The organism is Janthinobacterium sp. SUN137, from assembly GCF_030587265.1.
Taxonomy (GTDB): domain Bacteria; phylum Pseudomonadota; class Gammaproteobacteria; order Burkholderiales; family Burkholderiaceae_D; genus Janthinobacterium; species Janthinobacterium kumbetense.
Genome location: NZ_JAPWHZ010000001.1, coordinates 693,066 through 719,910, shown reverse-complemented (window position 1 = coordinate 719,910; position 26,845 = coordinate 693,066). Strand labels below are relative to the sequence as shown.

Annotated in this window: 26 protein-coding genes; 16 read left to right on the top strand and 10 right to left on the bottom strand. The window is 59.8% G+C overall.

All coding sequences use genetic code 11. The features are described 5' to 3' along the window. Positions 1-66: 66 nt before the first annotated feature. A complete protein-coding gene (locus tag O3298_RS03300; protein WP_305058518.1) occupies positions 67-1,785 on the bottom strand; it encodes a methyl-accepting chemotaxis protein in 1,719 nt (572 codons plus the stop codon). A 122-nt stretch (positions 1,786-1,907) separates the two neighbouring features. Next, a complete protein-coding gene (locus O3298_RS03295; RefSeq protein ID WP_289903930.1) occupies positions 1,908-2,981 on the bottom strand; it encodes a patatin-like phospholipase family protein in 1,074 nt (357 codons plus the stop codon). 203 nt (positions 2,982-3,184) lie between these two features. Between O3298_RS03295 and O3298_RS03290 the strand changes: the two genes are divergently transcribed. Then, complete coding sequence (locus O3298_RS03290) at positions 3,185-4,063, top strand: hypothetical protein (protein ID WP_305058517.1); 879 nt, start codon at positions 3,185-3,187, stop codon at positions 4,061-4,063. A 75-nt stretch (positions 4,064-4,138) separates the two neighbouring features. Here the strand turns inward: O3298_RS03290 and tal are convergent, their stop codons facing one another. After that, positions 4,139-5,074, bottom strand: coding sequence for a transaldolase (tal, locus tag O3298_RS03285; RefSeq protein ID WP_086146874.1), 936 nt, complete (start codon positions 5,072-5,074; stop codon positions 4,139-4,141). Between the two features lie 207 nt (positions 5,075-5,281). Here tal and O3298_RS03280 point away from each other — a divergent pair, with 207 nt between their 5' ends. The 10 genes from O3298_RS03280 to O3298_RS03235 all read left to right on the top strand — a co-directional run bounded on the left by O3298_RS03280 (position 5,282) and on the right by O3298_RS03235 (position 15,166). Next, positions 5,282-8,134 (top strand): type VI secretion system Vgr family protein, encoded by a 2,853-nt coding sequence (locus tag O3298_RS03280; protein ID WP_305058516.1) that lies wholly within the window; start codon positions 5,282-5,284, stop codon positions 8,132-8,134. Positions 8,135-8,147: 13 nt separating this feature from the next. Then, entirely contained in the window at positions 8,148-9,077 is a 930-nt protein-coding gene (locus tag O3298_RS03275; protein WP_305058515.1) for a DUF4123 domain-containing protein, read from the top strand. Positions 9,078-9,117: 40 nt separating this feature from the next. After that, positions 9,118-9,573 (top strand): DUF3304 domain-containing protein, encoded by a 456-nt coding sequence (locus O3298_RS03270; protein WP_289911161.1) that lies wholly within the window; start codon positions 9,118-9,120, stop codon positions 9,571-9,573. Between the two features lie 146 nt (positions 9,574-9,719). After that, positions 9,720-10,175: a DUF3304 domain-containing protein gene (locus O3298_RS03265; protein ID WP_289903939.1), complete on the top strand. Its 456-nt coding sequence runs from the start codon at positions 9,720-9,722 to the stop codon at positions 10,173-10,175. Further along, a complete protein-coding gene (locus tag O3298_RS03260) occupies positions 10,111-12,345 on the top strand; it encodes a DUF2235 domain-containing protein (RefSeq protein ID WP_305058514.1) in 2,235 nt (744 codons plus the stop codon). Before O3298_RS03265 ends, O3298_RS03260 begins: the two co-directional genes overlap by 65 nt. A 67-nt stretch (positions 12,346-12,412) precedes the next feature. Continuing rightward, positions 12,413-13,036 carry a DUF3304 domain-containing protein gene (locus tag O3298_RS03255; RefSeq protein WP_305058513.1) on the top strand — a complete coding sequence of 208 codons (624 nt, stop codon included), beginning with the start codon at positions 12,413-12,415 and terminating at the stop codon, positions 13,034-13,036. Positions 13,037-13,410: 374 nt separating this feature from the next. Continuing rightward, positions 13,411-14,034, top strand: a complete 624-nt coding sequence (locus O3298_RS03250; RefSeq protein ID WP_305058512.1) for a DUF3304 domain-containing protein — start codon at positions 13,411-13,413, stop codon at positions 14,032-14,034. A 27-nt stretch (positions 14,035-14,061) separates the two neighbouring features. Then, the gene (locus O3298_RS29145) at positions 14,062-14,331 is read left to right on the top strand and encodes a hypothetical protein (protein ID WP_369811451.1); all 270 of its coding nucleotides are present in this window, start codon (positions 14,062-14,064) and stop codon (positions 14,329-14,331) included. Positions 14,332-14,414: 83 nt separating this feature from the next. Next, entirely contained in the window at positions 14,415-15,038 is a 624-nt protein-coding gene (locus O3298_RS03240) for a DUF3304 domain-containing protein (protein ID WP_305058511.1), read from the top strand. Beyond that, the gene (locus O3298_RS03235; RefSeq protein ID WP_305058510.1) at positions 15,035-15,166 is read left to right on the top strand and encodes a hypothetical protein; all 132 of its coding nucleotides are present in this window, start codon (positions 15,035-15,037) and stop codon (positions 15,164-15,166) included. The genes O3298_RS03240 and O3298_RS03235 overlap by 4 nt, the downstream gene beginning before the upstream one ends. Before the next feature lie 26 nt (positions 15,167-15,192). Here O3298_RS03235 and O3298_RS03230 read toward each other — a convergent pair whose 3' ends face one another. Further along, the gene (locus O3298_RS03230) at positions 15,193-15,417 is read right to left on the bottom strand and encodes a hypothetical protein (RefSeq protein WP_289916800.1); all 225 of its coding nucleotides are present in this window, start codon (positions 15,415-15,417) and stop codon (positions 15,193-15,195) included. Here O3298_RS03230 and O3298_RS03225 point away from each other — a divergent pair. Further along, positions 15,416-16,039 carry a DUF3304 domain-containing protein gene (locus O3298_RS03225; RefSeq protein WP_305058509.1) on the top strand — a complete coding sequence of 208 codons (624 nt, stop codon included), beginning with the start codon at positions 15,416-15,418 and terminating at the stop codon, positions 16,037-16,039. The two genes, O3298_RS03230 and O3298_RS03225, sit on opposite strands and share 2 nt — an antisense overlap. Positions 16,040-16,180: 141 nt before the next feature. Here the strand turns inward: O3298_RS03225 and O3298_RS03220 are convergent, their stop codons facing one another. Next, positions 16,181-16,420: a hypothetical protein gene (locus O3298_RS03220; RefSeq protein ID WP_289911153.1), complete on the bottom strand. Its 240-nt coding sequence runs from the start codon at positions 16,418-16,420 to the stop codon at positions 16,181-16,183. Between O3298_RS03220 and O3298_RS03215 the strand changes: the two genes are divergently transcribed. Beyond that, positions 16,419-17,039, top strand: coding sequence for a DUF3304 domain-containing protein (locus tag O3298_RS03215; protein ID WP_305058507.1), 621 nt, complete (start codon positions 16,419-16,421; stop codon positions 17,037-17,039). The two genes, O3298_RS03220 and O3298_RS03215, sit on opposite strands and share 2 nt — an antisense overlap. Positions 17,040-17,201: 162 nt before the next feature. On the opposite strand, the gene O3298_RS03210 is transcribed toward O3298_RS03215, so the two are convergent. The 3 genes from O3298_RS03210 to O3298_RS03200 form a co-directional block, all read right to left on the bottom strand. Further along, positions 17,202-18,056 (bottom strand): SIS domain-containing protein, encoded by an 855-nt coding sequence (locus O3298_RS03210; protein WP_034750862.1) that lies wholly within the window; start codon positions 18,054-18,056, stop codon positions 17,202-17,204. A 211-nt stretch (positions 18,057-18,267) separates the two neighbouring features. Continuing rightward, positions 18,268-19,740, bottom strand: coding sequence for a glucose-6-phosphate dehydrogenase (gene zwf, locus O3298_RS03205; RefSeq protein ID WP_034750861.1), 1,473 nt, complete (start codon positions 19,738-19,740; stop codon positions 18,268-18,270). A gap of 96 nt (positions 19,741-19,836) precedes the next feature. Beyond that, entirely contained in the window at positions 19,837-20,130 is a 294-nt protein-coding gene (locus tag O3298_RS03200; RefSeq protein ID WP_305058506.1) for a hypothetical protein, read from the bottom strand. Between the two features lie 171 nt (positions 20,131-20,301). On the opposite strand from O3298_RS03200, the gene O3298_RS03195 reads away from it, so the two are divergent. Beyond that, complete coding sequence (locus tag O3298_RS03195) at positions 20,302-21,255, top strand: chemotaxis protein (protein ID WP_070281275.1); 954 nt, start codon at positions 20,302-20,304, stop codon at positions 21,253-21,255. Between the two features lie 71 nt (positions 21,256-21,326). Here O3298_RS03195 and O3298_RS03190 read toward each other — a convergent pair whose 3' ends face one another. Next, positions 21,327-22,223: an SMP-30/gluconolactonase/LRE family protein gene (locus tag O3298_RS03190; RefSeq protein WP_289916790.1), complete on the bottom strand. Its 897-nt coding sequence runs from the start codon at positions 22,221-22,223 to the stop codon at positions 21,327-21,329. 14 nt (positions 22,224-22,237) lie between these two features. Then, positions 22,238-23,902 carry a glucose-6-phosphate isomerase gene (pgi, locus tag O3298_RS03185; RefSeq protein WP_305058505.1) on the bottom strand — a complete coding sequence of 555 codons (1,665 nt, stop codon included), beginning with the start codon at positions 23,900-23,902 and terminating at the stop codon, positions 22,238-22,240. 336 nt (positions 23,903-24,238) lie between these two features. On the opposite strand from pgi, the gene edd reads away from it, so the two are divergent. Together edd and eda are read left to right on the top strand one after the other, a co-directional pair. Further along, entirely contained in the window at positions 24,239-26,152 is a 1,914-nt protein-coding gene (gene edd, locus O3298_RS03180; RefSeq protein WP_305058504.1) for a phosphogluconate dehydratase, read from the top strand. A gap of 3 nt (positions 26,153-26,155) precedes the next feature. Continuing rightward, positions 26,156-26,785 (top strand): bifunctional 4-hydroxy-2-oxoglutarate aldolase/2-dehydro-3-deoxy-phosphogluconate aldolase, encoded by a 630-nt coding sequence (eda, locus tag O3298_RS03175; protein WP_289903953.1) that lies wholly within the window; start codon positions 26,156-26,158, stop codon positions 26,783-26,785. Positions 26,786-26,845 lie beyond the last annotated feature (60 nt).

Genomic DNA, 26,845 nt, shown 5'->3' with positions numbered 1-26,845 from the left:
CCTGAAACAAGTATCCTCGCGCGCCAGGGCGCTGTCAAACCCTTTCAACTGGCGCCGCCGTCAGCCTTAGAACTCTTCCCAATCCTGCTCGCCCGCCACCTGCGCCTGGGGCTTGCGTGCAGGAGGCGCGCTCCGGGCCGCGCTGCCTGGCTGCCTGGCGGGTGTGCTTCTGGCCGCCGGCTTGGCCAGCTGGGCGGCGGCCGGCCGCGCGGCGCGTACCGGCGCCGCCGCGGCCATGTGTTCGAGCTGGAAGCCGGCCGCCACTTGCGCCAGGCGCGCCGCCTGGTCCTGCATGCTTTCGGCGGCGGCCGCCGCTTCCTCCACCAGGGCCGCATTTTGCTGCGTCACCTGGTCCATCTGCGCGATGGCCTGGTTGACCTGGTCGATGCCCATGCTTTGCTCGGCGCTGGCGGCAGTGATCTCGGCCATGATGTCGGTGACCCTGCGCACGCTGTCGACCACTTCGCCCATGGTGTTGCCGGCCTGCTGCACCAGCCGCGTGCCGTTGTTGACCTGCTCCACGGAGTCGCCGATCAGGGTCTTGATTTCGCGCGCCGCCGCCGCCGAGCGCTGCGCCAGGCTGCGTACTTCCGTGGCGACGACGGCAAAGCCGCGTCCCTGCTCACCGGCCCGGGCCGCTTCCACGGCCGCGTTCAAGGCCAGGATATTCGTCTGGAAGGCGATGCCGTCGATGACGCCGATGATATCGACGATTTTCGTCGATGCCGTATCGATGGCGCCCATGGTGTCGACCACCTGGCTGACGATGCTGCCGCCCCGTTCGGCCACGCCGGAGGCGGCCACCGCCATCTGGTTGGCCTGGCGCGCATTGTCCGCATTCTGCTTCACGGTGCTGGTCAGTTCTTCCATCGACGACGCCGTCTCTTCCAGCGAACTGGCCTGCTGTTCCGTGCGCGCCGACAAATCCTGGTTGCCGGCGGCGATTTCGCCAGACGCCGTGGCAATCGCATTGGTGCCCGTCTGCACTTCCGACACCACCTTGCGCAGCGCCTCGTTCATGCCGTGCAGCGCACGCATCAGGTCGCCGATTTCATCGCTGGCAGGCGTGCCGAAATGCGTGCGCAAGTCGCCGTCGGCCACCGTTTCGGCCACCTTCACGGCGGCCTTCAGCGGTTGCGTGATCGAACGCGTGATCAGCCAGGCGCAGACGCTGCCCAGGGCCACCACCAGCGCGCACAAGGTCAGCAGCAGGGTGAAGCTGCGTTCGTTGGCCGCCTCGATGGCTTGCGCCGTGGCGTCGATGGCCTGGCGCTGCTGCGCCAGCAGGGCCTTGACGTTGTTCTGGTAATTGGTGGCGGCCGGCGCAAAGCTGTCGCGGTAGGTGCTTTCCGCCTGCGCCGCATTGCCCGCCTTGCGCGCATTCATGACCAGGGTCTTGGCATCCTGGTATTTGACGCGCTCGGCGATGGATGACTTGAAGATGGCTTTTTCTGCATCGCTGTCGAGCAACGCCTCGATTTTCTTCAGCAGTTCGCTGCCCTGTTTCGTGCTGTCGGCGATGGTGTCGGCAAACACGTTCGACAGCGTTTCATCGGTGCTCCTGGCGATCATCGAGGTGCGGGCGATGGCCGAGTAAATCAGCACGTACCAGTCCGATACGAGGCGTTCCTTGGCCAGCGGCTTTTCCATCATTTGCCGCGTCGCTTCGGCATTCACGTGGGCGCTGTACAGCGCGTACGAGGTGGAGATCACGGACAGCAGCAGCACCAGCGCGAAGCCTGCAGCCAGGCGTGTGCCGATACGAAGGTGGGAGAGGGCGTGCATGGTCGGAACTCCTGTCGCAGAGGGATTGAAGGTTGCCTGTGCGACATAGTATGCACTGATAAGTGACCAATAGGCGAGGGAAAAGCGCGCTTGTTTTGGCGCCTGTTGCAGTCTCGCCCGTGCTACAGATCGAGCGCCTGGCGCAGGTCCGGCTGCTCGGCCCAGCGGGCGAAGGCGGCCGCCATGCGCTCGCTTTCCGCGATGGCGCGGCGCCAGTCGCGCATGCGCGCCGCGTGGTCTTGCCCGTAATGGGCGAAGTCGCGCCGGTCCGGCAGCTTGCCGTTGGGCAGGCTGGCCACGAAGGCGGGCGAGGGCGAGACGAGGATCATGTTGTCGAGCGCGCTATCGCCGCTGCGCGCGCGGCGCCAGGGCATGGCCTTGTCCAGCCAGCCCGGCACGATATGGTCGGCAAAATGCGGGTACAGCACCAGGTCCGGTTCGCGCTGGTAGGGCAGGTGCAGATGGTAGTCGACCAGGCCGCCATCCCAGTAGCGCCCCGGCGGCGCACCGGCGATGTCCGTGACCGCGTCGAGCACCAGCGGGATGGAGCCGGAGGCCAGCAGCGCGTCGCGCAGGTTGTCTTGCGCCAGCGGCACGAAATGGGATTGAAAGGCGTCGAAGCGCGAGCGCAGCCAGCTGGCGCCGTCCGGCCCTGCATGGAACACCGCGCGCTCCAGCGACGCGGCCAGGCGCGCGCGCGCCACGGCATTGCCGGCGGCCGCCAGCAGAAAGCCGCGCCGGTCGCGCCATTTGCCCGGCTGCGCCAGCGCGCCGATGCCGCGCACGGCCAGCACGGACAGGCTGTGCTGGCCGTGCTGCAGCAGCTGCGCATCCTGGCCATCGAGGACGGCGTCGAGCAGGGCGCGGCAGGTGCGGCTGACGTGCGCCGCATCGGGTTTGTCGGGGTAGCGCTGGCCCACGTATTCGCGCACCAGGCGACGCTGCGCTGCCACCGGGTCCGGGAACACGGCGGCGGCCATGCGCCAGGCGCCGATCGAGGCGCCGACGAAGTGGCGCGGGCGCGGCGCTTGCGCCAGGAAGTCGCCGAACAGCCAGCAATCGAACTGGTGCAGGATCAAGCCTTTCGGCCCGCCCGCGGCGGCAGGGACGATGGCGACGTCAAGCGCGCGCAAGCCGTTGTCGGCGATGCGGGCACGGGCGCGGCGGCCCAGGCGGATGGTGATCGGTGATTGCATGCGTAGTTGTTGACGGCGTATGGCCAGCTATTTTACCGCCAGCGTGGCGTCACGACACAGTCGCGCTCGTTATAGTCACATTGTTGGTATTAATAAATTTCTTTAAGGCAACCATTCTCTTGAGAAATATTGCATAATATTGGACGTTGAATTTTTGGCATGTGCCAAGGATTCCTTATGTCTTGCTTTTTTATCGGAATCGTATGCAACTGAATCACGCTTTTGTTTTGACCCTGATCGCCGGCTCTCTCGTTGCCTGTGGCGGTGGCGGCTCGTCCTCCCCAACTGACCCGGTAGTCGCCGTGAATCCACCCGTGACGCCTGTGGCACCTGTTGCCCCGCCAGTGGTGCCTGTTGCGCCACCAGTGGTACCTGTCACGCCGACGGGCACTGGCGAAAACACGGGCACCGTCAGCGCCCGTTTCGTCAATGGCGACAACAGCCGTTTCATCTTTACGTCGATCGGCTTGCAGAGCAGTGGCAAGGCCAGCCTGGTGGTACAGGATGCCTCCGGTGCCTTGAGCACTATCGGCGGCATTTTCCTGACGGGCAACCCGTCCGTGACGCGTGAAATCAGCGGTGACGCCGCCTTCGCGCAGGGCCGCTGGTTCAAGGGCGCGTTCAGCTATAGTTCCGGTGCCACGACCTTGACCGGCAACAATGCCAGCGCACATTACGTCGCCTATAACGTGCTCGCCGCACTGCCAGCGACCGGCACGTTGACCTGCGATGCGGGCGCGTTCACGGCGCCGAGCTATACGGGCGGCAACAGCGTCTCGTCGAGCGCTTACTTCGGCACGGCCAGCGGCACGGCCAGCGTCTCGTTCGATGCCTCCGGTGCCAAGGTGGCGCTGTCCATCGACGCCAGCGCCGGCGACAGCACGGGCAAAGTAACGGCTTCCACCAGCATGGGCTCGGCGGCGTCCAGCAGCATCACCGGCAACTATCTGTCGAGTGGTACGGGAGCGCAGCTGATGCTGGGCGACGGCGGCGCTGGCCGTTATCTGCTGATTGCCGCTTACAAGGCGCAGCTGGCGAATGGCGCCAATTACCAGGGCATGGCGACATTCCGCTGCTCCTGATCGCGCGGGCATGAAAAAGCGGCATCCGTGCACTGCACGGCGCCGCTTTTTTTTCGTCCGTCGTAATTATCGCGATTAGCGCAGTGCCGCGATCATCTGTTTCAGCTTGCCGGAGTCGACGCAGAAGGCGCGGATGCCTTCGGCCAGTTTTTCCGTCGCCATCGCGTCTTCATTCATCATGAAGCGGAAAGCTTCTTCGTTCAGCGACATTTGCACGATGTTGGTCGATGGCGCCGCTTCGGCGCTCAGCTTGCGCTCCACCGGCGCATCGCTGTCGGCCAGCTTTTGCAGCAGGTCGGGGCTGATGGTGAGCAGGTCGCAGCCGGCCAGTTCGAGGATTTGCGAGGTATTGCGGAAGCTCGCGCCCATCACCTCGGTCTTGTAGCCGAACTTGCGGTAGTAATTGTAGATGCGGCGGACCGACTGCACGCCCGGGTCTTCCGCGCCCATATAGTCGATACCCGTCGATTTCTTGTACCAGTCGTAGATGCGGCCGACGAACGGCGAAATGAGCTGCGCGCCCGCTTCGGCGCAGGCGATGGCCTGGGCCAGCGAGAACAGCAGGGTCATGTTGCAGCGGATGCCTTCCTTTTCCAGGATGGCGGCGGCGCGGATGCCTTCCCAGGTGGAGGCGATCTTGATCAGCACGCGTTCGCGGGCAATCCCCGCGTTCGAATACAGGGCGATCAGGTCGCGGCCCTTGGCCACCGTGCCTTCCGTGTCGAACGACAGGCGCGCATCGACTTCGGTGGAGACGCGGCCGGGAATGGTTTGCAGGATTTCCACGCCAAAGGCGATCAGCAGGCGGTCGATGATTTCAGCGGTGGAGGCATTCGGATGGTCGCGCACGGCCTTTTCCAACAGCGGCTTGTATTCATCCTTTTGCACGGCCTTCAGGATCAGCGACGGATTCGTCGTCGCATCGCGCGGCGTGTAAGCCTGGATCGATTGGAAGTCGCCGGTGTCGGCCACCACGGTAGTAAATTGCTTCAGTTGTTCGAGTTGGTTCATGGCTGCACGGGAAAGAGTGAATGGGCTTGCCGGAGTATTGTACCGAATCCCTTGCCCGAAGCAGCGACTATTGTCTTCCCCGCGCACTCCTTGTTCAATTGAATCTTGCTTTTTTAAGAACTCGCGCATAATTGCCTGGACTTGTTTATTTTGCACATTGTTTTGACAAGTAATGTGCGATGCCACTTTCCAGATGAAGAGCATCCTTTGACACAAGATATCGTTAGCGCGGTAGCCGCCTTCAATGGCGCGACGCGCCTGTATGCATTGGCCATCGGCGACGATGGCCAGGACAGCGGTTTGCTGGTCGAAGCCTTTGCCGCCGATGAACGGCTGCAGGAGCTTGGCGCGCGCGAGATTATCGCCTTGTCCACGAATGCCGATGTTGCGCTGGCCTCCTTGCTGGGGCAGCCGGCCAGCCTGCAAATCAGCCTGGCCGACGGCACGCGCACGCAGTTTTCCGGCTATATCAGCGCAGCGGCCATGCTGGGCAGCAATGGCGGCCTGGCGCGCTACCGGCTGCGCATCACGCCCTGGCTGTGGCTGTTGACGCAAGTGCGTAACAGCCGCGTATGGCAAGATCGTAGCGTGACGGCCATCGTCGACGAGGTATTGCAAGCCTATGCGCCGCATGCCCTGTGGCAATGGAGCGACGAGGTGGCGCAGTGCATGCAGCAGGCGGGAGAGCGCAGCTATTGCTGCCAGTACCGGGAATCGGACTTCGATTTCGTGCGCCGGCTGCTGACGGAAGAGGGCATCTCCTGGCGCTTCGACGAGCACACACTGATTTTGTTCGCCGACAGCAGCCAGCCCTGCGCCACACCCGAGGATGCCAGCAGCGCGCAAGGCGGCGGCTTGCGCTTTCATGGCGCCAGGGCCGGCGAAGCGAGCGACAGCGTGCAGGCGTTGTGCGCGCGGCGCAGCCTGCACGTCGGGCTGAGCAGCGTGCTGAGCTACGATTACAAGGCCAAGAAGGCGGTCGCCGCCAGCGTGCCGACGAATATGGCCATCGGCGGCCAGCATGCGCCGGTGCTGGAAAGCTACGATACGCCGGGCCAGTACTGGTATGCGAATGGCGCGCAGGCACAGCACTATGCCGCGTTGCAGATGCAGGCCCGCGAAGCGCGCGCCCAGTTGTGGCAGGCGCGCTCGACGGTACGCACCTTGCGCGCCGGCACGCGGTTTACCCTGACGCAGGGACCGTTGCCGCAGGCCGATGGCGCCGCGTCCGACTATGTCGTGCTCCGGGTGGCGAGCATCGGCATCAACAACCTGCCGGCGCCCGCCTCCCAGGCGCTGGCTGAACTGTTCGGCCCGGTGCCCGAACTGCTGGACGAAGCCATGCCCGGGCTGGGCGACGGCTTTGCCGACTTTGCCGCCGCGATTGCGCAGGCGCAAGCCAGCGGTTACGCCAACTGCATCGAGATGATCGCCGCGGCGACGCCATGGCGTCCTGTACATGGCGACAACGACGCGCGCCACCATCCGGAGCCGACGGCCCGCGGCAGCCAGAGCGCCATCGTCGTCGGTGCCGACGGCGGCGCCAGCGCCAGCGGCGGCAGCGAGATCCATTGCGACAAGCTGGGCCGGGTGCGCATCCGTTTCCACTGGCAGCAGGAAGGCGGCGCCACCTGCTGGGTACGCGTGGCGCAGCGCTCGGCCGGCGGCGGCATGGGCAGCCAGTTCCTGCCGCGCATCGGCCAGGAAGTGCTGGTGCAATTCCTGGAAAACGATATCGACCGCCCCATCATCGTCGGCGCGCTGTACAACGGGCAGGGCGAGGGCGGCGTCGCGCCCTCGCCGGGCGGCATCACGGACAAGCCTGCGGATGCCAGCGTCTTCGAGCCGGCGCGCGACCATGCGCCGTCGGCGCAGGGCAACGTGGCCGGCGGCAACAGCCCGGTCTGGCATGGCGCGGCCGGCGGCAGCGCCGGCCACCGCAACGGCGCGGCGCAGTGGGGTATCCGCAGCAAGGAATTCGGCGCCGCCGGCTACAACCAGTTGCTGTTCGACGATACCGACCAGCAGGGGCGCATCCAGCTCAAGAGCAGCCATGCGGCAAGCGAGCTCAATCTTGGCCACCTGATCCATGCGGCCGACAATTACCGGGGCAGCCTGCGCGGCACGGGCGCCGAGCTGCGCACCGACGCTTACGGCGCCGTGCGGGCCGGCGCCGGCCTCCTGATTTCCAGCTACCTCGTCAATCACGACGCGCAGGCACGCGATCCGGCCGGCGACAATGCGCCGGGCATGGTCTTGCTCAAGCAGGCGGCCAAGCTGGGTGCAACCTTCAGCGCCGCCGCCGTCACGCACAAGACGGTCGCGTATGCCAGCCACCTGGGGCCGGCCAAGGCGAATGCCAGCGTGCTCGACGAAAAGGCGGCGCCCTTGCCGGCGTTTTTGACGAGCGTTTCCGGCATGCTGAGCCAGGACGATACGGCCGCCGCCAAGCGCGACGCGGCGGGCAAGCCGACCAGCCCCGGCGATGACAAGTTGCCGCACAGCAGCGACGCCATCATCGCCATTGCCGCCCGCGCCGGCCTGGGCGTGCTGGCGGGCCAGGATATCCAGCTGGCGAACGGCGAAACCACCTCGCTAATGAGCGGCCTGGACACCCAGTTCGTTGGCGGCGGCCAGTTGCGCGTGCACAGCGGCCAGGCCATCGGCGCCCTGGCCGGCGTGGTCAAGGCGGGCGAGAACAATATCGGCCTGCAATTGATCGCCGCCAAACAGGCCATCGACCTGCAGGCGCAGGCCGACGTGCTCAACGTGCATGCGCGCGAGGAAGTCAACATCGTCAGCGCCGCCGCGCACATCGACTGGGCGGCGGCCAAGAGCATCCGCCTGTCGACGGCGGGCGGGGCGAACATCACGATCGAGGGCGGCAACATCACCGTGCAGTGTCCGGGCAAGATCACGGTGCATGCCGGCAAGAAGAGTTTTATCGGGCCGGAACGGCTCGCTTATCCATTGCCGGCGCTGCCTGCCAGCGTCTGCAAGGCGTGCCTGCTGGCGGCGTTGCGTAGCGGCAGCCCGTTTGTCGCGCCCACGGCAGCCTAGAAAAGGAATCCTGATGTACTTTGCCATCGATCTTCCTGACCCTGCGGTTCCAGCGCAGATCGCGCAGCAAGTGCAAGCCTTGCGTGCGGAAGCGGCGGTGGCGAACGGCGGCCAGCCCTTGCACCTGCTGGCGCTGCTGGACGGCGCCTGCGATGAGGAGTTTTTTACCAAGCGCTACCCGAGCCGCTTGCGGCGCCAGTCGCTGTATGCGCACACCTCGCTGCAAAACTTCAAGAGTGCCGCACCGCATTTAATGGCGGCGCCACAGGCAAGCAGCGAGCAGGCCGAGTGGCTGCAGCGCCTGTTCTCGCTGTGCGCGGGCAAGCCCATGCTCAGCATCATCGCCAGCACGCTCGATATCGACCGGCTGGAGCAGCATCTGCGCCCCTATTTGATTGCCATCACGCCAGACACCGTCGAATGGCCTGTGCGCTGGGCCGATAGCCGCACATTGCCGGCCTTGCTGGCGGCCTTGACGCAAACCCAATATGCGCATTTGCTGAGCCCCATCTACCGCTGGTGGTCGGTGCAGCGCGATGGTTCCCTGATCAGTTGGCAGGGCGAGGCGCAGCCCAGTCCCGTCCCGGCGGAGTTTGACAAATTTCCGCTCAGTGACGCCGCCTTTGCCGCCTTGGTGAATATCGCCGAAGCCGACGCCATCCTGGCCAATCTGCATGATGTACAGCCGGACCTGTTTCATTCCGGCACCCCGGCCCAGTGCCACGCGCGCGTGGCGCGTCATTTACTAGTGGCAAGCGCCAGTGGCATCGAGGCGGCAGGCCAGCGTCAGCATTTCAGCGCCCTGGCCTTGATGCTGGCCGATGATTTCACCTTGCATCCTGCGATGGCCAGCCTGTTGCGGCGGACGCGCCAGGGGGCGAATTACCTGTCCGAACTCGACACGCTGCCCGACGATTTCTGGCAGGCGCGCTCGGCTGCCTAGCCTTGTTCCTTCAACTGCCTATTTTTATAAAAGGAAAATCATGAAATGGATTATGTATCTTGGCACGGCCTTGCTGCTGAGCGGCTGCGCCCTCAAGGCCAGGCAGGCTGAGCAAGTTGGCCCAAGTCCTACCGCGACGGCGCAGGTGGGTATTGTCAACCATACGGGGAAGTATATTTATTCCGCGTCAGTGGATGGGGCGGGAGGAGCCAATATGGCCAGATGGGGGGCGGGGGGGGCAGAAATCTGTTGCGCCTCTATCCCGAGAGTGTGGTATCCGGGAATGATGGTTCTGGTGCGGTGGGATATGCCAGAAGAACATACGCATATTGTCAAAGAAAAAATGGTGGAAGTGGAAAAATACGATGAAACAGGAAGTATTTATATCCATTTTTTTCCAAACGACGAAGTTAGGGTTGTGGTTTCAGTTTATCCCGGATATAGCACTGCTCATCCAATACGTCACTATGGAAAGCCGGGAAATATCAATCCTTAGAGGTTTATTGCGATCAATGAAACTCCACTCTTGCACATTTTCCTGGTTTTTCTTAAACCATTTGCGACGCGTGGGAGTTCTATGTTTTCTATTGTCATATGTGGCAGTAAAATGAAAAATGGCGTAGCATTTTTTATAAGGTGCAAATGATGAAATGGATTATTTATCTTGGTGCGGCCTTGCTGCTGAGCGGCTGCGCGTTTAAGGCCAGGCAGGCTGAGCAAGCTGGCCCAAGTCCTACCGCGACAGCGCAGGTGGGTATTGTGAATCATACCGGGAATTTCATTTACTCCGCGTCGGTGGATGGGGCCGGAGGTGCGGATATGGCCAGATGGGGGGCGGGGGGAGCAGAAATCTGTTGCGCCTCTATCCCGAGAGTGTGGTATCCGGGAATGATGGTTCGGGTGCGGTGGGATATGCCGGATGGACTAAAACATATTATTAAAGAAAAAATGGTGGAAGTGGAGAAATATGATAGGCCAGGAGATATCTATATGCATTTTTTTCCCAATGACGAGGTGAGAGTGGTTGTGTCAAATGTGGACGGCCATAGTAAAAATCATCCTATTTTTCATTCCGGAAAACCTGCCAATATTCCTTGATATTATGATCAGCGAAACTCCCAATTCCGCACCGTTTCCCGTCGATTTTTTTTTGAATCCGTCGACGAAAGAACAATCAAAAATTGCGAAGGAGGCATGTGCTAATAAAGATGGTGCGCCGTGCAGTATTCCAGTGAGGGTTGGGCTTTTCTTTGATGGAACCAATAATAACTTGGAACGCGATAGAAATGGGGTTAGAACGGGCGTGCTCGACCCTAAAACAAAGAAGCCTATTCCTATAAGTAATGCTGTAGTTGACGCCAATAGCGCCAGTCATAGCAATGTGGCGCGGCTATTTTCGAGTTTTCCATCTGATAAGCGGGATGCCGGTTATTTCCGATATTATATTCCTGGCGTCGGAACGCCATTTAAGGAAATTGGTGAATTGACTGAGTCGGACGAGGGGAAGGCTTTTGCCAAAGGAGGGCAGCCGCGTATTATATGGGGGTTGTTGCAGGTTTTAAATGCAGTTCATCTGACTGTTGTTGGTAAGTTAATGTATGAATCAGATGAGGCTGGCGAACTTGCCCGTACTTATGATAATGCCGTAGGCCACAAAAAGGTACCGCATCCCTCAACCGGCAGGGAGCGCTTCATGACCCACTCGGACTGGTTCGCTGAGCATATTGAAAAACTCAAAGTGGCGGTGGCGGCACAACCCAAGCCGCATATTCCATCGCTGACCTTGTCGGTGTTCGGTTTTTCGCGTGGCGCCGCCGAGGCGGTGGCGTTTTGCCAGCTGTTTGCCGATTTGCTCACGCCACGCGAAGGTAAGGTGCAGGAGTTTGCCGGCATCCTAGCCAGCATCGATTTTCTTGGCGTATTCGACACGGTGGCAACCGTGGGCAGTTCGGCGTCTGTAGCGAAAACCACGATCGCTCCTGGCGCGATGTTCGATGGTCATTGGGCCTGGGCCAACGAATTGCTCAAGCCGCTGCCTCGCTGCGTTCAGGCAGGCTTGCATTGCATTGCCACGCATGAGCAGCGCATGAATTTTCCTGTCACGCGCCTGACAGGGAAAATCGAGGAAGTATATTTTCCTGGCGTGCACTCCGACGTGGGAGGCGGCTATGGTCCGGGCGAGCAGGGAAAGGGGCGTGGCGGACAAGCGGCCTTGCTGTCGCAAATCCCGCTGGCACATATGTTCAAGGAGGCGCGCCTCAAGGGCGTACCTTTGAGGCCGTTCAGCGAACTCGAGGCTACGGTACAAGTTGATTTCCAGGTCAGTCAAGAGCTTGCCAAGGCATGGGAAGCTTATACCGCCGAGCTTAACAAGCAAGGCGGCTTGCTGAGCAAGCATATGGAGCTGTATTACCGCTGGCGCGCCGTGCGCGTCAAGACCCTGGAAGCCACGGCCAGCTTCAATGCGGCCAACGCGCAAGAGCGGGAGGATCTGGGTTCCTACAACCGCTTGCTGGCAGGCGATCTGGAAGCGCTGCGCGCACGCAAAGCCTTTCGTCATGGCGATGAGGATAAACCGTTCAGCGCCCGGGATATTGCGCGCATCAATCACTGGCAATACTATCGCGCGCAAAATCATACACCGCTGGATGACTGGGAAGCTTGGGCGCTCGACATATTCGATCACCCCAAACCGCTGCCGCCCGAAGTGATGCGTTTTTTTGACGACTATGTACACGATTCCCTGGCCGGATTCTATATGGCGGGCGAAGTGACGGAATACGACAAGCGGGCCAAGCTCGCCTCGTTCGCCGATAAACCGCCTGAAGAAGGCTTTTATAAACGCGCGTATGAACTGAGCCGGAAGACCGAAGCCGCGCAACTGAAACAGAAGAATGGCGAAGCATTGACGCCGGAAGAGGAGACGCTGGTCAAGGAAGCGCAGTACGGCACTCCCTATCCGATCCGTACGGATGCCGACAGCGCCGACATGCGCAGTGCGGTGATCACCACGCAAACCTATACGCGTCGCGAGGGTGGCGGCTATATCTTGCGCCGTGGCTACTACCCGCAAAGCGGCTTTTTCCGGAAAAGCGTGCACGAGAAGGAACTGCAACGCATGCCGACGTCCGGTATCCAGGCGGAAGAAACACCAGAAAAATTCGTGTGGAGTGAAAACTTAACACAGGATATTGCGCAAGCCAAAGCCGATGAAGAGATTTACCTGGCGCAGCAGCGCTATGCAACGCGGATCGAGGCGCTCGCATAGAGCGTGATTTCAGCGCGGCTGGAGCCGGGTAGATTCATTTGGCGATTTTATAGATAGCGATGACATCATGACGACGTTGCTCAAGCACCATTGCTGGCGAGGCCTCTTGCTGGCCGCATGTTTACCCGGCATCGCCATGGCCGCGAGCATTCAGGCGCTGAATTATTCTTCGCGCGAAGTCGATTACATCGCGGTTGAAAATCCCGGCAATACCAACAGCGGCGGCGGTGGCGATTCGATCCGTCCATACGGGCAGGGCGGATCGATATGCTGTTTCAGCGTGCCGGAAAAGTGGCATGCGGATTTGAAGGTGGTGGTGGTCTATCAGTTCTCCCCGGACCCGACCTTTCATCGCGAGACGGTCAGTGTTCCACCGTATCCGGATGGGAAGGGAGGTGATATCTGGCTGATTGTCTATGAAGATGGCAGCGTGGGAGCCGTGGCGTCACATTACGGACCGAGCCGGCCGGAGTGGCCGGGAAAAATCAAGGGGTATCCAGTACCGACGAAGGAGTATCAGGCACAGCGTCGTAAGGCAAAAATAGAATTGGAAAGAAAATGGTTAGATACTATGGAAAAAGGATTGGAACGTAATAGTAATAAGATGACGGCCACTGAAATTGATGAATTAAAGGATGTAATTGAATATAAGAAGAAACTCATTCAGAGCCTTGAGGGAATGCATCCATGACTGAATTTTTTGCTGCTAGTTATTCTGCTGAAAAAATGAGTCAGAAGATTCATCTAAGTTTTTTGATGACGAGACAGAATTGAAAATATTAGGTGATTTAGTCAAAAAAGGGAATTTCCCACCCCAGGCTTTCCCCTAGATGCGATGCGAATCCAATTTTCGGTTTCTTTTTTGACGGCACCAACAATAATATGGAGCGGGACGTGCCGTTTCACTCGCACAGCAATGTGGCGCGCTTGTATCGTGTATTTCCCGGTGGTAAAGATACGCATGGCAGTGACGTTTGGCAATGCAGACTGGATGCGTAACTGACCGTTAACAATGGCGTCAAGGCACGCGCTCTGAGTCTTGGCATTGATGCATAGGGGGAAACCATGAATGTGTTACTCAAGAGACAACTGTTGCGAGGTCTTTTGCTGGCTGCATGCTTACCCGGCGTCGCCATGGCCGCGAGCATTCAGGCGCTGAATTATTCTCCGCGCGAAGTCGATTACATCGCGGTTGAAAATCCTGGCAATCCCAACAGCGGCGGCGGTGGCGATTCGATCCGTCCATACGGGCAGGGCGGCACGATATGCTGTTTCAGCGTGCCGGAAAAGTGGCATGCGGATTTGAAGGTGGTGGTGGTCTATCAGTTGTCCCCGGACCCGACCTTTCATCGCGAGACGGTCAGTGTTCCACCATATCCGGATGGGAACGGAGGTGATATCTGGCTGATTGTCTATGAAGATGGCAGCGTGGGAGCCGTGGTGTCGCTTTACGGACCGAGCCGGCCGGAGTGGCCGGGAAAAATCAAGGGGTATTCGGTGCCGACGAAGGAGTATCGGGATGAACGCCGCAAGGATAAACTAAAGAGAGAGAGAAATACACTCGATTTTTTGGAAAAAAGATTTTTGCGTGATTTTCATACTTTGTCAGACGAAAAGATAAAAGAAAAAAAAGAAATTATTGATTTTCAAAAAAAAATTGTCCAGAGTTTAGAGGGGGATGTGCGATGACATATTTTTTAGCCGAAAGCTATTCTGTTGATAAAGCTGATCCATCTGACAAGGACCATTTTTTTTGACGGAATTAATGAAAAGGATGAAATTATAGAACTTATGAAGAAGCGTGAGTGCCCACTTCCCGGCTTCCCTCCCCCATGTGATGTCAATCTGTTTTTCAGCCTCTTCTTCGACGGCACCAACAATAATATGGAGCGGGATGTGGCGCTTCACTCGCACAGCAATGTGGCGCGCTTGTATCGTGCATTTTCTGGCGATGAAGATACGCATGGCAGTGACGTTTGGCTATGAAAACTGGATACGCAACTGAACGTTAGTAAGGGCGTCAAGGCACGCGCGCTGAGTCTTGGCCATTTATGCATAGGAATATAACCATGAATACGTTACTCAAGAGCCAACTATGGCGAGGTCTTTTGCTGGCCGCATGCTTACCCGGTATCGCCATGGCCGCGAGCATCCAGGCGCTGAATTATTCTTCGCGCGAAGTCGATTATATTGCGATTGAACATCCCGGCAATACCAACAGCGGCGGCGGTGGCGATTCGATCCGTCCATACGGGCAGGGCGGCACGATATGCTGTTTCAGCGTGCCGGAAAAGTGGCATGCGGATTTGATGGTGGTGGTGGTCTATCAGTTGTCCCCTGACCCGACCTTTCATCGCGAGACGGTCAGCATTCCACCGTATCCGGATGGGAAGGGAGGTGATATCTGGCTGATTGTCTATGAAGATGGCAGCGTGGGCGCCGTGGTGTCGCTTTACGGACCAAGCCGACCGGAGTGGCCGGGAAAAATCAAGGGGTATCCGGTACCGACGAAGGAGTATCGGGATGAGCGTCGAAAGGAAAAGATAAAAAGAGAAAAGGCTTGGTTGAACGCTATGGAGAAGGGTTTGACAGAGGATACAAGTGCGTTGTCAAATGATCAGATTATTGGTATTAAAGATTCAATTGAGCGAAAGAAAAGTTTTATAAAATATCTTGAGGATATAAAACCATGACGGCATTTTTTTCTGATATTTATCCCGCTAATAAAAATGTCCCATCGGGTTTAATTCAGTTTTTTGATAGGCAAAAAGAACTGTCAAAAATTGAAAAAATTACTGAAAAAGAGAATGCCCTTCCATAGGATTTCCTCCCTCATGCGATGCGAATCTATTTTTCGGCTTCTTCTTCGACGGCACCAACAATAATATGGAGCGGGATGTGCCGTTTCACTCGCACAGCAATGTGGCGCGCTTGTATCGTGCATTTCCCGGTGGTAAAGATACGCATGGCAGTGACGTTTGGCAATGCAAACTGGATGCGCAACTGACCGTTAGCAATGGCGTCAAGGTACGCGCGCTGAGTCTTGGCATTGATGCATAGGGATGAAATCATGAATACCTTACTCAAGCACCATTGCTGGCGAGGCCTCTTGCTGGCCGCGTGTTTCCCCGGCCTCGCCATGGCCGCGAGCATCCAGGCGCTGAATTATTCTCCGCGCGAAGTCGATTACATCGCGGTTGAAAATCCTGGCAATCCCAACAGCGGCGGCGGTGGCGATTCGATCCGTCCATACGGGCAGGGCGGATCGATATGCTGTTTCAGCGTGCCGGAAAAGTGGCATGCGGATTTGAAGGTGGTGGTGGTCTATCAGTTGTCCCCGGACCCGACCTTTCATCGCGAGACGGTCAGCATTCCACCGTATCCGGATGGGAAGGGAGGTGATATCTGGCTGATCGTCTATGAAGATGGCAGCGTGGGCGCCGTGGCGTCGCATTACGGACCGAGCCGGCCGGAGTGGCCGGGAAAAATCAAGGGGTATCCGGTGCCGACGAAGGAGTATCGGGACGAGCGCCGCAAGGAAAAGATAAAAAGAGAAAAGGCTGCTCTACATTCTATGGAGAATGCATTAGATGGTGATGTGAGCGACCTAACTCCTGTAGAGTTGATGAGATTGAAGGGGGCAATTGAATATAGTAAAAAGCTTATTAATTTTCTTGAGGAAAATGATAAATGACTGCTTTTTTTTGGTTGATATTTATCCAGCCATAAAAAATGACCCTTCTGATTTCATTGTTTTTTTGACGCGAAAAATGAAAAACCAGTTCTTGGTGATTTTGCAATGGATCGTGAATGCCCACTTCCAGGTTTCCCTTCGTCATGTGATGTCAATCTGTTTTTCGACTTCTTTTTCGACGGCACCAATAATAATATGAAACGGGATATGGCATTTCATTCTCATAGTAATGTGACGCGCTTGTATCGTGCATTTCCCGGTGGTAAAGATACGCATGGCAGTGACGTTTGGCAATGCAAACTGGATGCGCAACTGACCGTTAGCAATGGCGCCAAGGTACGCGCGCTGAGTCTTGGCATTGATGCATAGGGATGAAATCATGAATACCTTACTCAAGCACCATTGCTGGCGAGGCCTCTTGCTGGCCGCGTGTTTACCCGGCATCGCCATGGCCGCGAGCATTCAGGCGCTGAATTATTCTCCGCGCGAAGTCGATTACATCGCGGTTGAAAATCCCGGCAATACCAACAGCGGCGGCGGTGGCGATTCGATCCGTCCATACGGGCAGGGCGGATCGATATGCTGTTTCAGCGTGCCGGAAAAGTGGCATGCGGAGTTGAAGGTGGTGGTGGTCTATCAGTTGTCCCCGGACCCGACCTTTCATCGTGAGACGGTCAGTGTTCCACCGTATCCGGATGGGAAGGGAGGTGATATCTGGCTGATCGTCTATGAAGATGGCAGCGTGGGTGCCGTGGTGTCGCTTTACGGACCGAGCCGGCCGGAGTGGCCGGGAAAAATCAAGGGGTATCCGGTGCCGACGAAGGAGTATCGGGATGAGCGTCGCAGACAAAAATTGAAGAGGGAAAAAGCGACCTTACTTACGTTGGAAAGGGTGTTGTTACGTGACATCAATATTTTGTCAGTTGAAGATATAAAGGAGACTCAAGAAATTATTGAATTCCAAAGAAAACTCATCCAAAGTCTGGAAGGAAACCCATGACTGCTTTTTTAGCTGAAAGCTATTCTGTTGATAAAACTGATCCATCTGACAAAGACCGTTTTTTGACGGAACTATTGAGATGAAAGAAATTGTGAAATTAATACGCCTTGATGCCTGTCGCGCAAAGCAGAGGCTCCAGCGAGGCTGGAGCCGATGGGGGGATCAGCCGATGAAGGAGTCGAACTGCATGTCGAATTCCTGCAGCGCCTTCTGCGCATTCTGCATCTTCTTGCGGAACTCCGGTCCTCGTTGCAGGGCCAGGCCCACGGCCAGTACGTCGATCACCACCAGGTAGGCCAGGCGGGCGGAAATCGGGGTGTAGGGGTCGGTGTTGAAGACCAGGTCGATCGGGATCAGGACGGTCGCCAGGTCGGCCAGCGGCGTGCCGGACGGGGCCAGCACGACGACGTCGGCGCCGCCGCGGCGCGCCAGTTTCACGGAGCGGACCAAGGCGGGGCTGTTGCCGCGCTGCGAGATGGCCACCAGGCAGTCGCCGCCGCGCAGCAGCGCTGCGGCGATGCTGTGGATGTTCGGGTCGCTGTAAGCCACCGTCGGCACGCCCGAGCGGAAGAACTTGTGCTGCGCGTCGGCCGCCACGATACCCGACGTGCCCTGGCCATAGAATTCGATCTTGCTGGCGCGCGACAGGATGTCGAGCGCGCGCTGGATCGCTTCCGGGTTCAGGTTGTTGCGCAGGTCGAGCAGGGTGTTGATCGAGCGGCTGCAGATTTTATTCACCAAGTCGGCAGCCAGGTCGTCCTGCGCCGGCTGCTCGTTCGCGCCCGGCATGGCCAGGGCCAGGCCCTGCGCCAGCTTCAGCTTGAATTCATGCCAGCCGTCGTAGCCCAGAGTGCGGCAAAAGCGCACCACGGTCGGTTCCGACACCTGCGCGCTTTTCGCCAGCGCCGTGATGTTCTGGCTGACCGTCTGGTTAGGCTGGTCAAGCACGGCCAGGGCAACCTTCTTCTCCGATTTGGAGAGCGAATCGAGCTGGGTGCGGATGGAATCAAGCAGCATTAAATTAGTCTTCTGTTTTCGGGAAGCGGTGAAGCAGGGGGTTCGCAGAGCACCGCTCCGCACCTGCGTAACGGCCTGTCCATGCATGGGCAGGCTCCTTGCGTTGCCAAACTAGTCTTCTGGCAGGGGTGAAGCAGGGGTTTCGTGGAGCACCGCTCCACGCCTGCGTAACGGTCTGGCCTTGCAAGGCCAGACTCCTTGCGCTTCCAAACTAGTCTTCAGGAAGCGCCTCTTCACGCCACTGCAAGCCATCGCGGCCGATCAGGGCGCTGGCGGCCGCGGGGCCCCAGGTGCCGGCCGTGTAGGGAATCGGCGCGCTGTCGTTCTGTTCCCAGTTGTCGAGAATCGGCTCGACCCATTCCCAGGCCGCTTCCAGTTCGTCGCCGCGCATGAACAGGGTCAGCTGGCCGCGCAGGACGTCGAGCAGCAGGCGCTCGTAGGCGTCCATGCGCGGGGTCTTGAACGATTCGCGGAAATCGAGTTCCAGTTCCGCCGGTTTCAGACGCATGCCGTCGCCCGGGGTTTTCGCCATCAGGTTCATGCGCAAGCCTTCGTCCGGCTGCAAGCGGATCACCAGGCAGTTCGGCTGGAAGCTGGACGTCGGCTGGTTGAAGATCGAGTGCGGAATCTGCTTGAAACGCACGACGATCTCGGCCAGGCTGTCAGCCATGCGCTTGCCCGTGCGCAGGTAGAACGGCACGCCTGCCCAGCGCCAGGTGTCGATTTCCGCCTTCAGGGCAACGAAGGTTTCGGTGCGCGAGTGTTCCGGCGCATCCGGCTCGTCGCGGTAGCTCGGCACGGTGGCGCCATCGACGTGGCCGGCGCGGTACTGGCCGCGCACGATGTTCTGCGCTAGGGTGGTGGGCGTGAATTTTTTCAGCGAGCGCAACACTTGCAGTTTTTCATCGCGCACGGCGTCCGGCGCGATCGAGGTCGGCGGTTCCATGGCGACGATGCACAGCAGTTGCAGCAAGTGGTTTTGCAGCATGTCGCGCAGCGCGCCCGAGGTGTCGTAGTAACCCATGCGGTTGCCCACGCCCAGCTTTTCGGCGATGGTGATCTGTACGTCGGAAATCCATTCGCGGCGCCACAGCGGTTCGAACAGGATGTTGCCGAAGCGCAGGGCCAGCAAGTTCTGCACGGTTTCCTTGCCCAGGTAATGGTCGATGCGGTAAATCTGCGATTCCTGGAAGACCTTGCCCACTTCGGCATTGATCTGCTTGGCGCTGGCCAGGTCGCGGCCCAGCGGTTTTTCCAGGACCACGCGCGAATTCGGCGTCACCAGGCCGTTGTCTTCCAGGTTGTCGCAGATGAGGGCGAACAAATGCGGCGGCGTCGCCAGGTAGTACACGCGCGTCAGGTCGGCATCGCCGCGCAGCGCTTCGACCAGCGGCGCGTACGTGGCCGCATCGCTGGCGTTGAGCGACACATACACGATGCGCGCGCAGAATTTGCTCCAGGTGGCGGCATTCAGGGTGCTGGCCTTGATGTGGGGACGCGAGTTGGTCTCTACCATTTTCAGGAAAGCATCCTGGCCGCTGTCCTGGCGGCCCACACAGATGATGCGCGCCGTCGGCGGCAAATCGTTCGCGACGTCGCGCGCATACATTGCAGGCAACAACTTGCGCATTGCTAAATCGCCGCTGCCGCCAAACAGGACCAGGTCAAAATCGGTAAGTGCCATAAGTGAGTGTCGTCGCAAAAGTAAAAGGGCCGGAGCGGGGAGGAAGCCGACCGGAAGTGCCAGTCTGTCGCTACTATAATCGATGGTGTAAATTTACTACGTAGAACAGGCAATTGCAAGAAATTTTACTACATTCCCTCCGCTGCCGTCGCCATTTTGCCCGGTATGCATGCCAGCGATGCCGGCATGGCCATTATATGCCGTTCGCCGGCGCCGGCGCAGCGTCCTGCTTTGCATTGGCTTTTCAAAGCAACCATGGTTGCCAGGGAAATTTTCGATTCTCTCCATCATCATTTGCGCTGTAGCAACAAGCAAATCAAGAAATACTGTCAGGATCGCTGTTGGCAGCGTAAAGTAGCTTTGAAGAAAGTAAAAAACCGTATAATTCAAGCTCGAATCGATAGCAACTATTGGTTGTAAGAAATTGTACGATATACACTGCACCGCTAGCGCCGGCCATGCCCCGAACCCGCCATCCGACGTCCATGCGACGTGCAGTCCGCACTGTCCGCAGCATCAGGGCAGGCGACTTAACTTTACAAGACGGCTCAAGGGGACACAATGAATTCAATGCAGCAAGATGTCGATGAACGCACCAGCCTGACAGGCAATAATAAATTCGAACTGTTCCTGTTCAAGCTGGGCACCAGTGATCACTCGACCAGCCGCGAACTATTCGGCATCAATGTGTTCAAAGTCCGTGAAATTATGGAAATGCCGGCCATCACGGCCGTAGCCGGTTCGCACCCCCACATGCTGGGTGTGGTCAACATCCGTGGCCAGATCGTGCCCGTGATCGACTTGCCGATGGCGGTCGGCTGCAAGAGTAATGGTTTGAAGATCCTGATGGTGACCGAATTTGCCCGCTCGACACAGGCGTTTGCCGTGGAAGAGGTCGATGAAATCGTGCGCCTGGAATGGAATCAGGTGCTGTCGGCCGAATCGAGCGTCGGCGGCGGCCTCGTCACCAGCATCGCGCGCCTCGATGGCGACACGGACAAGACGCGTCTGGCCCAAGTGCTTGATGTGGAACAAATCCTGCGCAACGTGCTGCCGTCGGGTGACCCGGATGTGGACGAGAACAGCATCGGCCCGCAAGTGCGCTTGCCGGCCGGCGCCGTGATCCTCGCGGCCGACGATTCCTCGCTGGCCCGCTCGCTGATCGAAAAGGGCCTCGAAGCGATGGGCGTGCCTTTCATTATGACCAAGACGGGCAAGGAAGCGTGGGAGCGCCTGCAGGCGATCTCGGCCCAGGCCGCCACGGAAGGCAAGACGGCGAAAGACAAGGTCGCGCTGGTGCTGACGGACCTGGAAATGCCGGAAATGGATGGCTTTACCCTGACGCGCAACATCAAGAACGATGGCCGCTTCGCCAACATCCCCGTGGTGATCCACTCGTCGCTGACGGGTTCTACCAACGAAGACCACGTCAAGGGCGTGGGCGCCGATGGTTATGTCGCCAAGTTTGTGGCGGCTGAACTGGCGGAGACGATCCGTAAAGTACTGGCGCGCTGATTTGCTCGCTCGCATGTGAAAAAGCGCCGGTACCCGCGAGGGGCCGGCGCTTTTTTTATGCGGGCAAACGATTACGCCTGATACAGGTGTTCCGGCTGGCCTGCCACGTCCACGCGCACGGACAGCACGTGGCCGCTCAAAGGGTGGCTGGCAATTTCCTCGGCCGAGCGGTTATGGCTGGCGCTGGTGATGTACAGGGTGCGCAGGTCCGGGCCGCCAAACGTCACCATGGTGGGGCAGCGCACGGGCACGGCGATTTCGCCCAGCAGATGGCCATCGGGGGCGAAGCGCAAGATCTTGCCGCCTTCAAACATGGCCGACCAGTAATTGCCTTCGCTGTCGACGGCCGCGCCATCGGGGCGCCCGCCGTAATCAAAGGCTTTCTTGTCCGTGGAAAAGCGCTGGAATGGTTGCGGCGCGGAAATGGCTCCACTTGCCGCGTCGAAATCGAAGCGGTCGATGCGGTGCGTGGTGGTATCCGAGTGGTACATGGTGCGCTTGTCCGGGGAAAATCCCAGGCCGTTCGATACGGTCATGCCGCCCGACCAGACCTTGCGCACATGGCCCTTTTCCAGCACGAACATTTCTGCCGCATCGGCGTTGCGCGGCTCGAAAATCGTGCCGACCCAGAAGCGTCCGGCAGGGTCGACCTTGCCATCGTTGAAGCGCGTGGTGGCCATGTCGAACGGCGCCGGGGCGATTTCCGCCAGGCTGCCCGTCTTCGTGTCGAGGTGGGCAAAGCCGCTGCGCAAGGCCACGACCAGGCCGCCGCCCGCGTTGATGGCCAGCGCCGATGGTTCCGTCGGCATGCTCCACTGTTCATGCTTGCCGCTGGCGGGGTGCAGGCGGTGCACGGCGCGGCCATCGATGTCGACCCAGTACAGGGCCGCTTCCTTGCCATGCCATAGCGGGCATTCGCCCACTTGCATGGCTTTGTCGCTGACTACTTTGATTTCGTAAATGTTCATAAACCTCAATTAAGTTAATACGCCGCCTTGGCGGCTTTCGCCAGGGCAATCAAGCCATTGGTCGAGCTGTCGTGATGGTCGGGACGGGCTTCGCCCGTCAGTTCGGCCTGGATTTTCTTGGCCAGTACCTTGCCCAGTTCCACGCCCCACTGATCAAAACTGTTGACATTCCACAAGACGCCCTGCACGAAGGTCTTGTGTTCGTACAGCGCGATCAGGGCACCCAGGGTGGTCGGGGTCAGCTGGTCCATCAAAATGGTATTGCTGGGGCGGTTGCCGGGGAAAGTCTTGTGCGGCACCAGCGCTTCGATCTCGCTGTCCGGCAAGCCTTGCGCCTGCAAGTCAAGACGCACTTCCTCGCCCGTCTTGCCCGTCATGAAGGCTTCCGACTGGGCAAAGCAGTTCGCCAGCAGGGCGTCGTGATGGCCGGGCAAATCGTGCGTGGCGCGCAGGGCGGCGATGAAGTCGATGGGCGTGATGTCGGTGCCCTGGTGCAGCAGCTGGAAATACGCGTGCTGGGCATTCGTGCCGCAATCGCCCCAGATGACGGGGCCGGTCGGCACGTCGACGGGCACGCCATCCTTGGTGACGCGCTTGCCGTTGCTTTCCATGTCCAACTGTTGCAGATAGGCAGCAAAGCGGCTCAAGTCCTGGTGGTACGGCGCGATGGAAACGGAGCCGCAATCGAGGAACTGGCGGTTCCAGAAACCCACCATGGCCAGCACCACGGGCATGTTCTGCTCCAGCGGGGCCTGGCGGAAGTGTTGATCCATCGCATGCGCGCCGGCGAGGAAATCGCTGAAGTATTCAAAGCCGACGGACAGTGCCACGGCCAGGCCGATCGACGACCAGACGGAATAGCGGCCGCCGACCCAGTCCCAGAACGGGAACATGTTGTCCGGCGAAATGCCGAAGTCGACGATGGCTTGCGTGTTGGTCGAGACGGCCACAAAATGCTTGGCCAAGTCGCTTTCTTCGCCTTCGAGCAGGAACCAGGCACGCGCCGTGTTGGCGTTGAGCATGGTTTCAGCCGTAACGAAGGTTTTCGACGCGACGATGAACAGCGTCGTTTCCGGGTCGACTTTCGACAGGGTTGCTTCCATGTCGTGCCCGTCGACGTTGGAAACAAAGTGCATTTCCAGGCCCGGGTTGGCGTAGGAGCGCAGCGCCAGGCACGCCATTTTCGGGCCCAGGTCCGAGCCGCCGATGCCGATGTTGACGATGTCGCAAATCGGCTTGCCCGTGTAGCCGAGCCAGCTGCCATTGCGCACCTTGTCCGTAAACGCCTTGACGCGTTGCAGCACATCTTGCACGTCGGCATCGATATCCTGGCCATCGACCACCAGCTTCGTGCCGCGCGGCGCGCGCAAGGCGGTATGCAGAACGGCCCGATGTTCGGTAAGATTGATTTTCTCGCCAGTGAACATGGCTTCGCGCTGCGCTTCCACGCCGCGCTCGCGGGCCAGTTCCATCAGCAGGCCCATGGCGGTGGCGTCGACCCGGTTCTTCGAGTAATCGAGCAGCAGGCCGGCCGCATCCACCGTCATGCTGGAAAAGCGCGCGGGGTCGGCCGCGAACAGCTGGCGCAGATGCACGTCGCGCAGGCTGGCGCTGTGCGCTTGCAGGGACTGGAAACTGGCGGTGGCGGTGATGGCAGGAGTAGGTGCTGGCTGGCGCATGGCGGTCGGCTTGGGTGCTTGTCTCGGTTGAAAGGAGCGCGGCGCGTTCGGGGTGGCGAACTGCGGATCCGGCGTTGATGTGAGAATAATACATCAGAAAAACGTAATTTCACTACAGTTTGTGATGTGACGCTGATTTTGTTGTGCTTTTTTTAGCGATTGCGCCAGTGGTATACAAGGGAGAGGTTGGCCGGTGCTGATACGCGATATTGACCGGGTTTGCTTTGATACGCCGCAATCCGTGGCTTATTTGTGTTGTTGGCCCATGCAAGAGTGCTTCTTCTTCGCCATTTTGTAGTAAAATTTCACGAAATACTCATTTTTAAGGAAATCCATATGGCGCTGCATCCAGTAGTCGAATCCGTAACAGCGCGCATCATCGCGCGCAGCCGGCCATCGCGCGGCGCCTACCTGGCGCATCTGGATGCGGCCCGCATCCAGGGCGTGCAGCGCGGCGCCCTGTCGTGCACCAACCTGGCGCACGGCTTTGCCGCCTTTCCCGCCAACGACAAGCTGTCGCTGAAGGAATATAAAAAGCCGTCCGTGGCGATCGTTTCCTCGTACAACGACATGCTGTCGGCGCACCAGCCGTTTGAAGGCTTCCCGCAGATTATCAAGCAAGCAGTGCGCGAAGTGGGCGCCGTCGCCCAGTTCGCCGGCGGCGTGCCTGCCATGTGCGATGGCGTGACGCAAGGCCAGCCGGGCATGGAACTGTCGCTGTTCTCGCGCGACACCATCGCCATGTCGACGGCCGTGGCGCTGTCGCACAATATGTTCGACTCGGCCCTGTACCTGGGCGTGTGCGACAAGATCGTGCCGGGCCTGTTGATCGGCGCGCTGCACTTCGGCCACTTGCCGGCCGTCTTCGTGCCGGCCGGTCCGATGACGTCGGGCCTGTCGAACCAGGAAAAAGCCAAGGTGCGCCAGTTGTATGCGCAAGGCAAGGCCACGCGTGAAGACTTGCTCGAAGGCGAGTCGAAAGCCTACCACGGCGCCGGCACCTGTACCTTCTACGGTACGGCGAACAGCAACCAGATGCTGATGGAAGTGATGGGCCTGCATTTGCCGGGCGCCGCCTTCATCACGCCGAACACGCCGTTGCGCGATGCGCTGACCGCCGCCGCCGCCCAGCGTGCCGCCGTCATCACGGCGCAAAGCGCCAATTACTTGCCGGTCGGCCATATTGTCGACGAGAAATGTATCGTCAACGCCGTCGTGGGCTTGCTGGCCACGGGCGGTTCGACCAACCATACCTTGCACCTGGTGGCCATCGCCAAGGCGGCCGGCATCGTCATCGACTGGAACGATTTCAACGAGCTGTCGGCCATCGTGCCGATGCTCACGCGCATCTACCCGAACGGCGACGCCGACGTGAACCATTTCCACGCGGCCGGCGGCACCGGTTACCTGATCCGCGAACTGCTGGACGCGGGCTTGCTGCACGAAGACGTCAACACCATCCTGGGCCACGGCTTGCGCGCGCACTGCATGGAGCCGTTCCTGGGAGAAGACGGCAAGGTCTTCTGGAAAGACGCGCCGGCCGCCAGCGCCGACGAAAATGTGCTGCGTCCGGCTTCGAACCCGTTCGCGCCGGACGGCGGCATGGTATTGGTCGCAGGTAACCTGGGCCGCGCCGTGATGAAGGTGTCGGCAGTCAAGCCGCAGCACCGCACGGTGGAAGCGCCTGCGCTGGTGTTCAATTCGCAGGAAGATTTCATGGCCGCCTACAAGGCGGGATCGCTGGACCGCGACTTCGTCGCCGTGCTGCGCTTCCAGGGCCCGCGCGCCAACGGCATGCCGGAACTGCATGCGCTGACGCCGGCGCTGGCCAACCTGCAGGATGCGGGCCGCCACGTGGCGCTGGTCACCGATGGCCGCATGTCGGGCGCGTCGGGCAAGGTGCCGGCCGCCATCCACGTGTCGCCTGAAATCCTCGCCGGCGGCCCGCTGGGCCTCGTGCGCGACGGCGACATCATCCGCCTCGACGCCTTCACGGGCGTGCTCGAAGCGCTGGTGCCGGCCGACGTCTGGCATGCCCGTTCGCTGGTCACTGCCGACCTGTCGCCGAACCACATCGGCATGGGCCGCGAGCTGTTTTCCATGTTCCGTTCCACCGTCAGCGCGGCGGAAGAGGGTGCCACCACCTTCGGCCTGCCGTCGCCGATTCCCACCACCGTCGCCTTGCACGACGCCGACAATGTCGGTGATACCGTACCGGGTTCCGATGAAGACTTTTTGGCTAGGAAATAAGAGATGACCATGACACTACTGGAAATTATGCGCACCTCGAGCGTGATCCCCGTGATTGCGATCGACGATCCTGAACATGCCGTACCGCTGGCGCGCGCGCTGGTGGCGGGCGGCATCCGCGTGCTGGAAGTGACCCTGCGCACCAAGCACGGCCTGGAAGCGATCCGTGCCATGTCGGCCGTGCCGGGCGCCATCGTCGGCGTCGGCACCCTGACCCGTCCCGAGGAATTCGCGCAGGCGCGCGACGCGGGCGCCGTCTTCGGCGTCTCGCCAGGCCTGACGTCCGCGCTGGTGGCGGCGGCGAAAAGCAGCGGCTTGCCCTTGCTGCCAGGCGTGATGACACCCGGCGAAGTGATGGCGGCGCGCGAAAATGGCTTCCAGCAGCTGAAACTGTTCCCGGCCGTGCCGGCGGGCGGCATCGGCATGCTCAACGCCATTTACGGCCCGCTGCCGGACATCACGTTCTGCCCGACGGGCGGCATCTCGCAAGAGACGGCGTCGCAGTTCCTGGCGTGCAAGAACGTCGCCTGCGTGGGCGGTTCGTGGCTGACGCCGAAAGACGCGATCGCAGCCGGTAACTGGGACCGCATCACGGAAATCGCCAAGGCTGCCAGCGGCCTGCGCTCGGTTTAGTCGTACCTGACATAAGCTACTGCGCGTCGCGCTTTGCGGCCTGCGATGCTCACCGTGCTC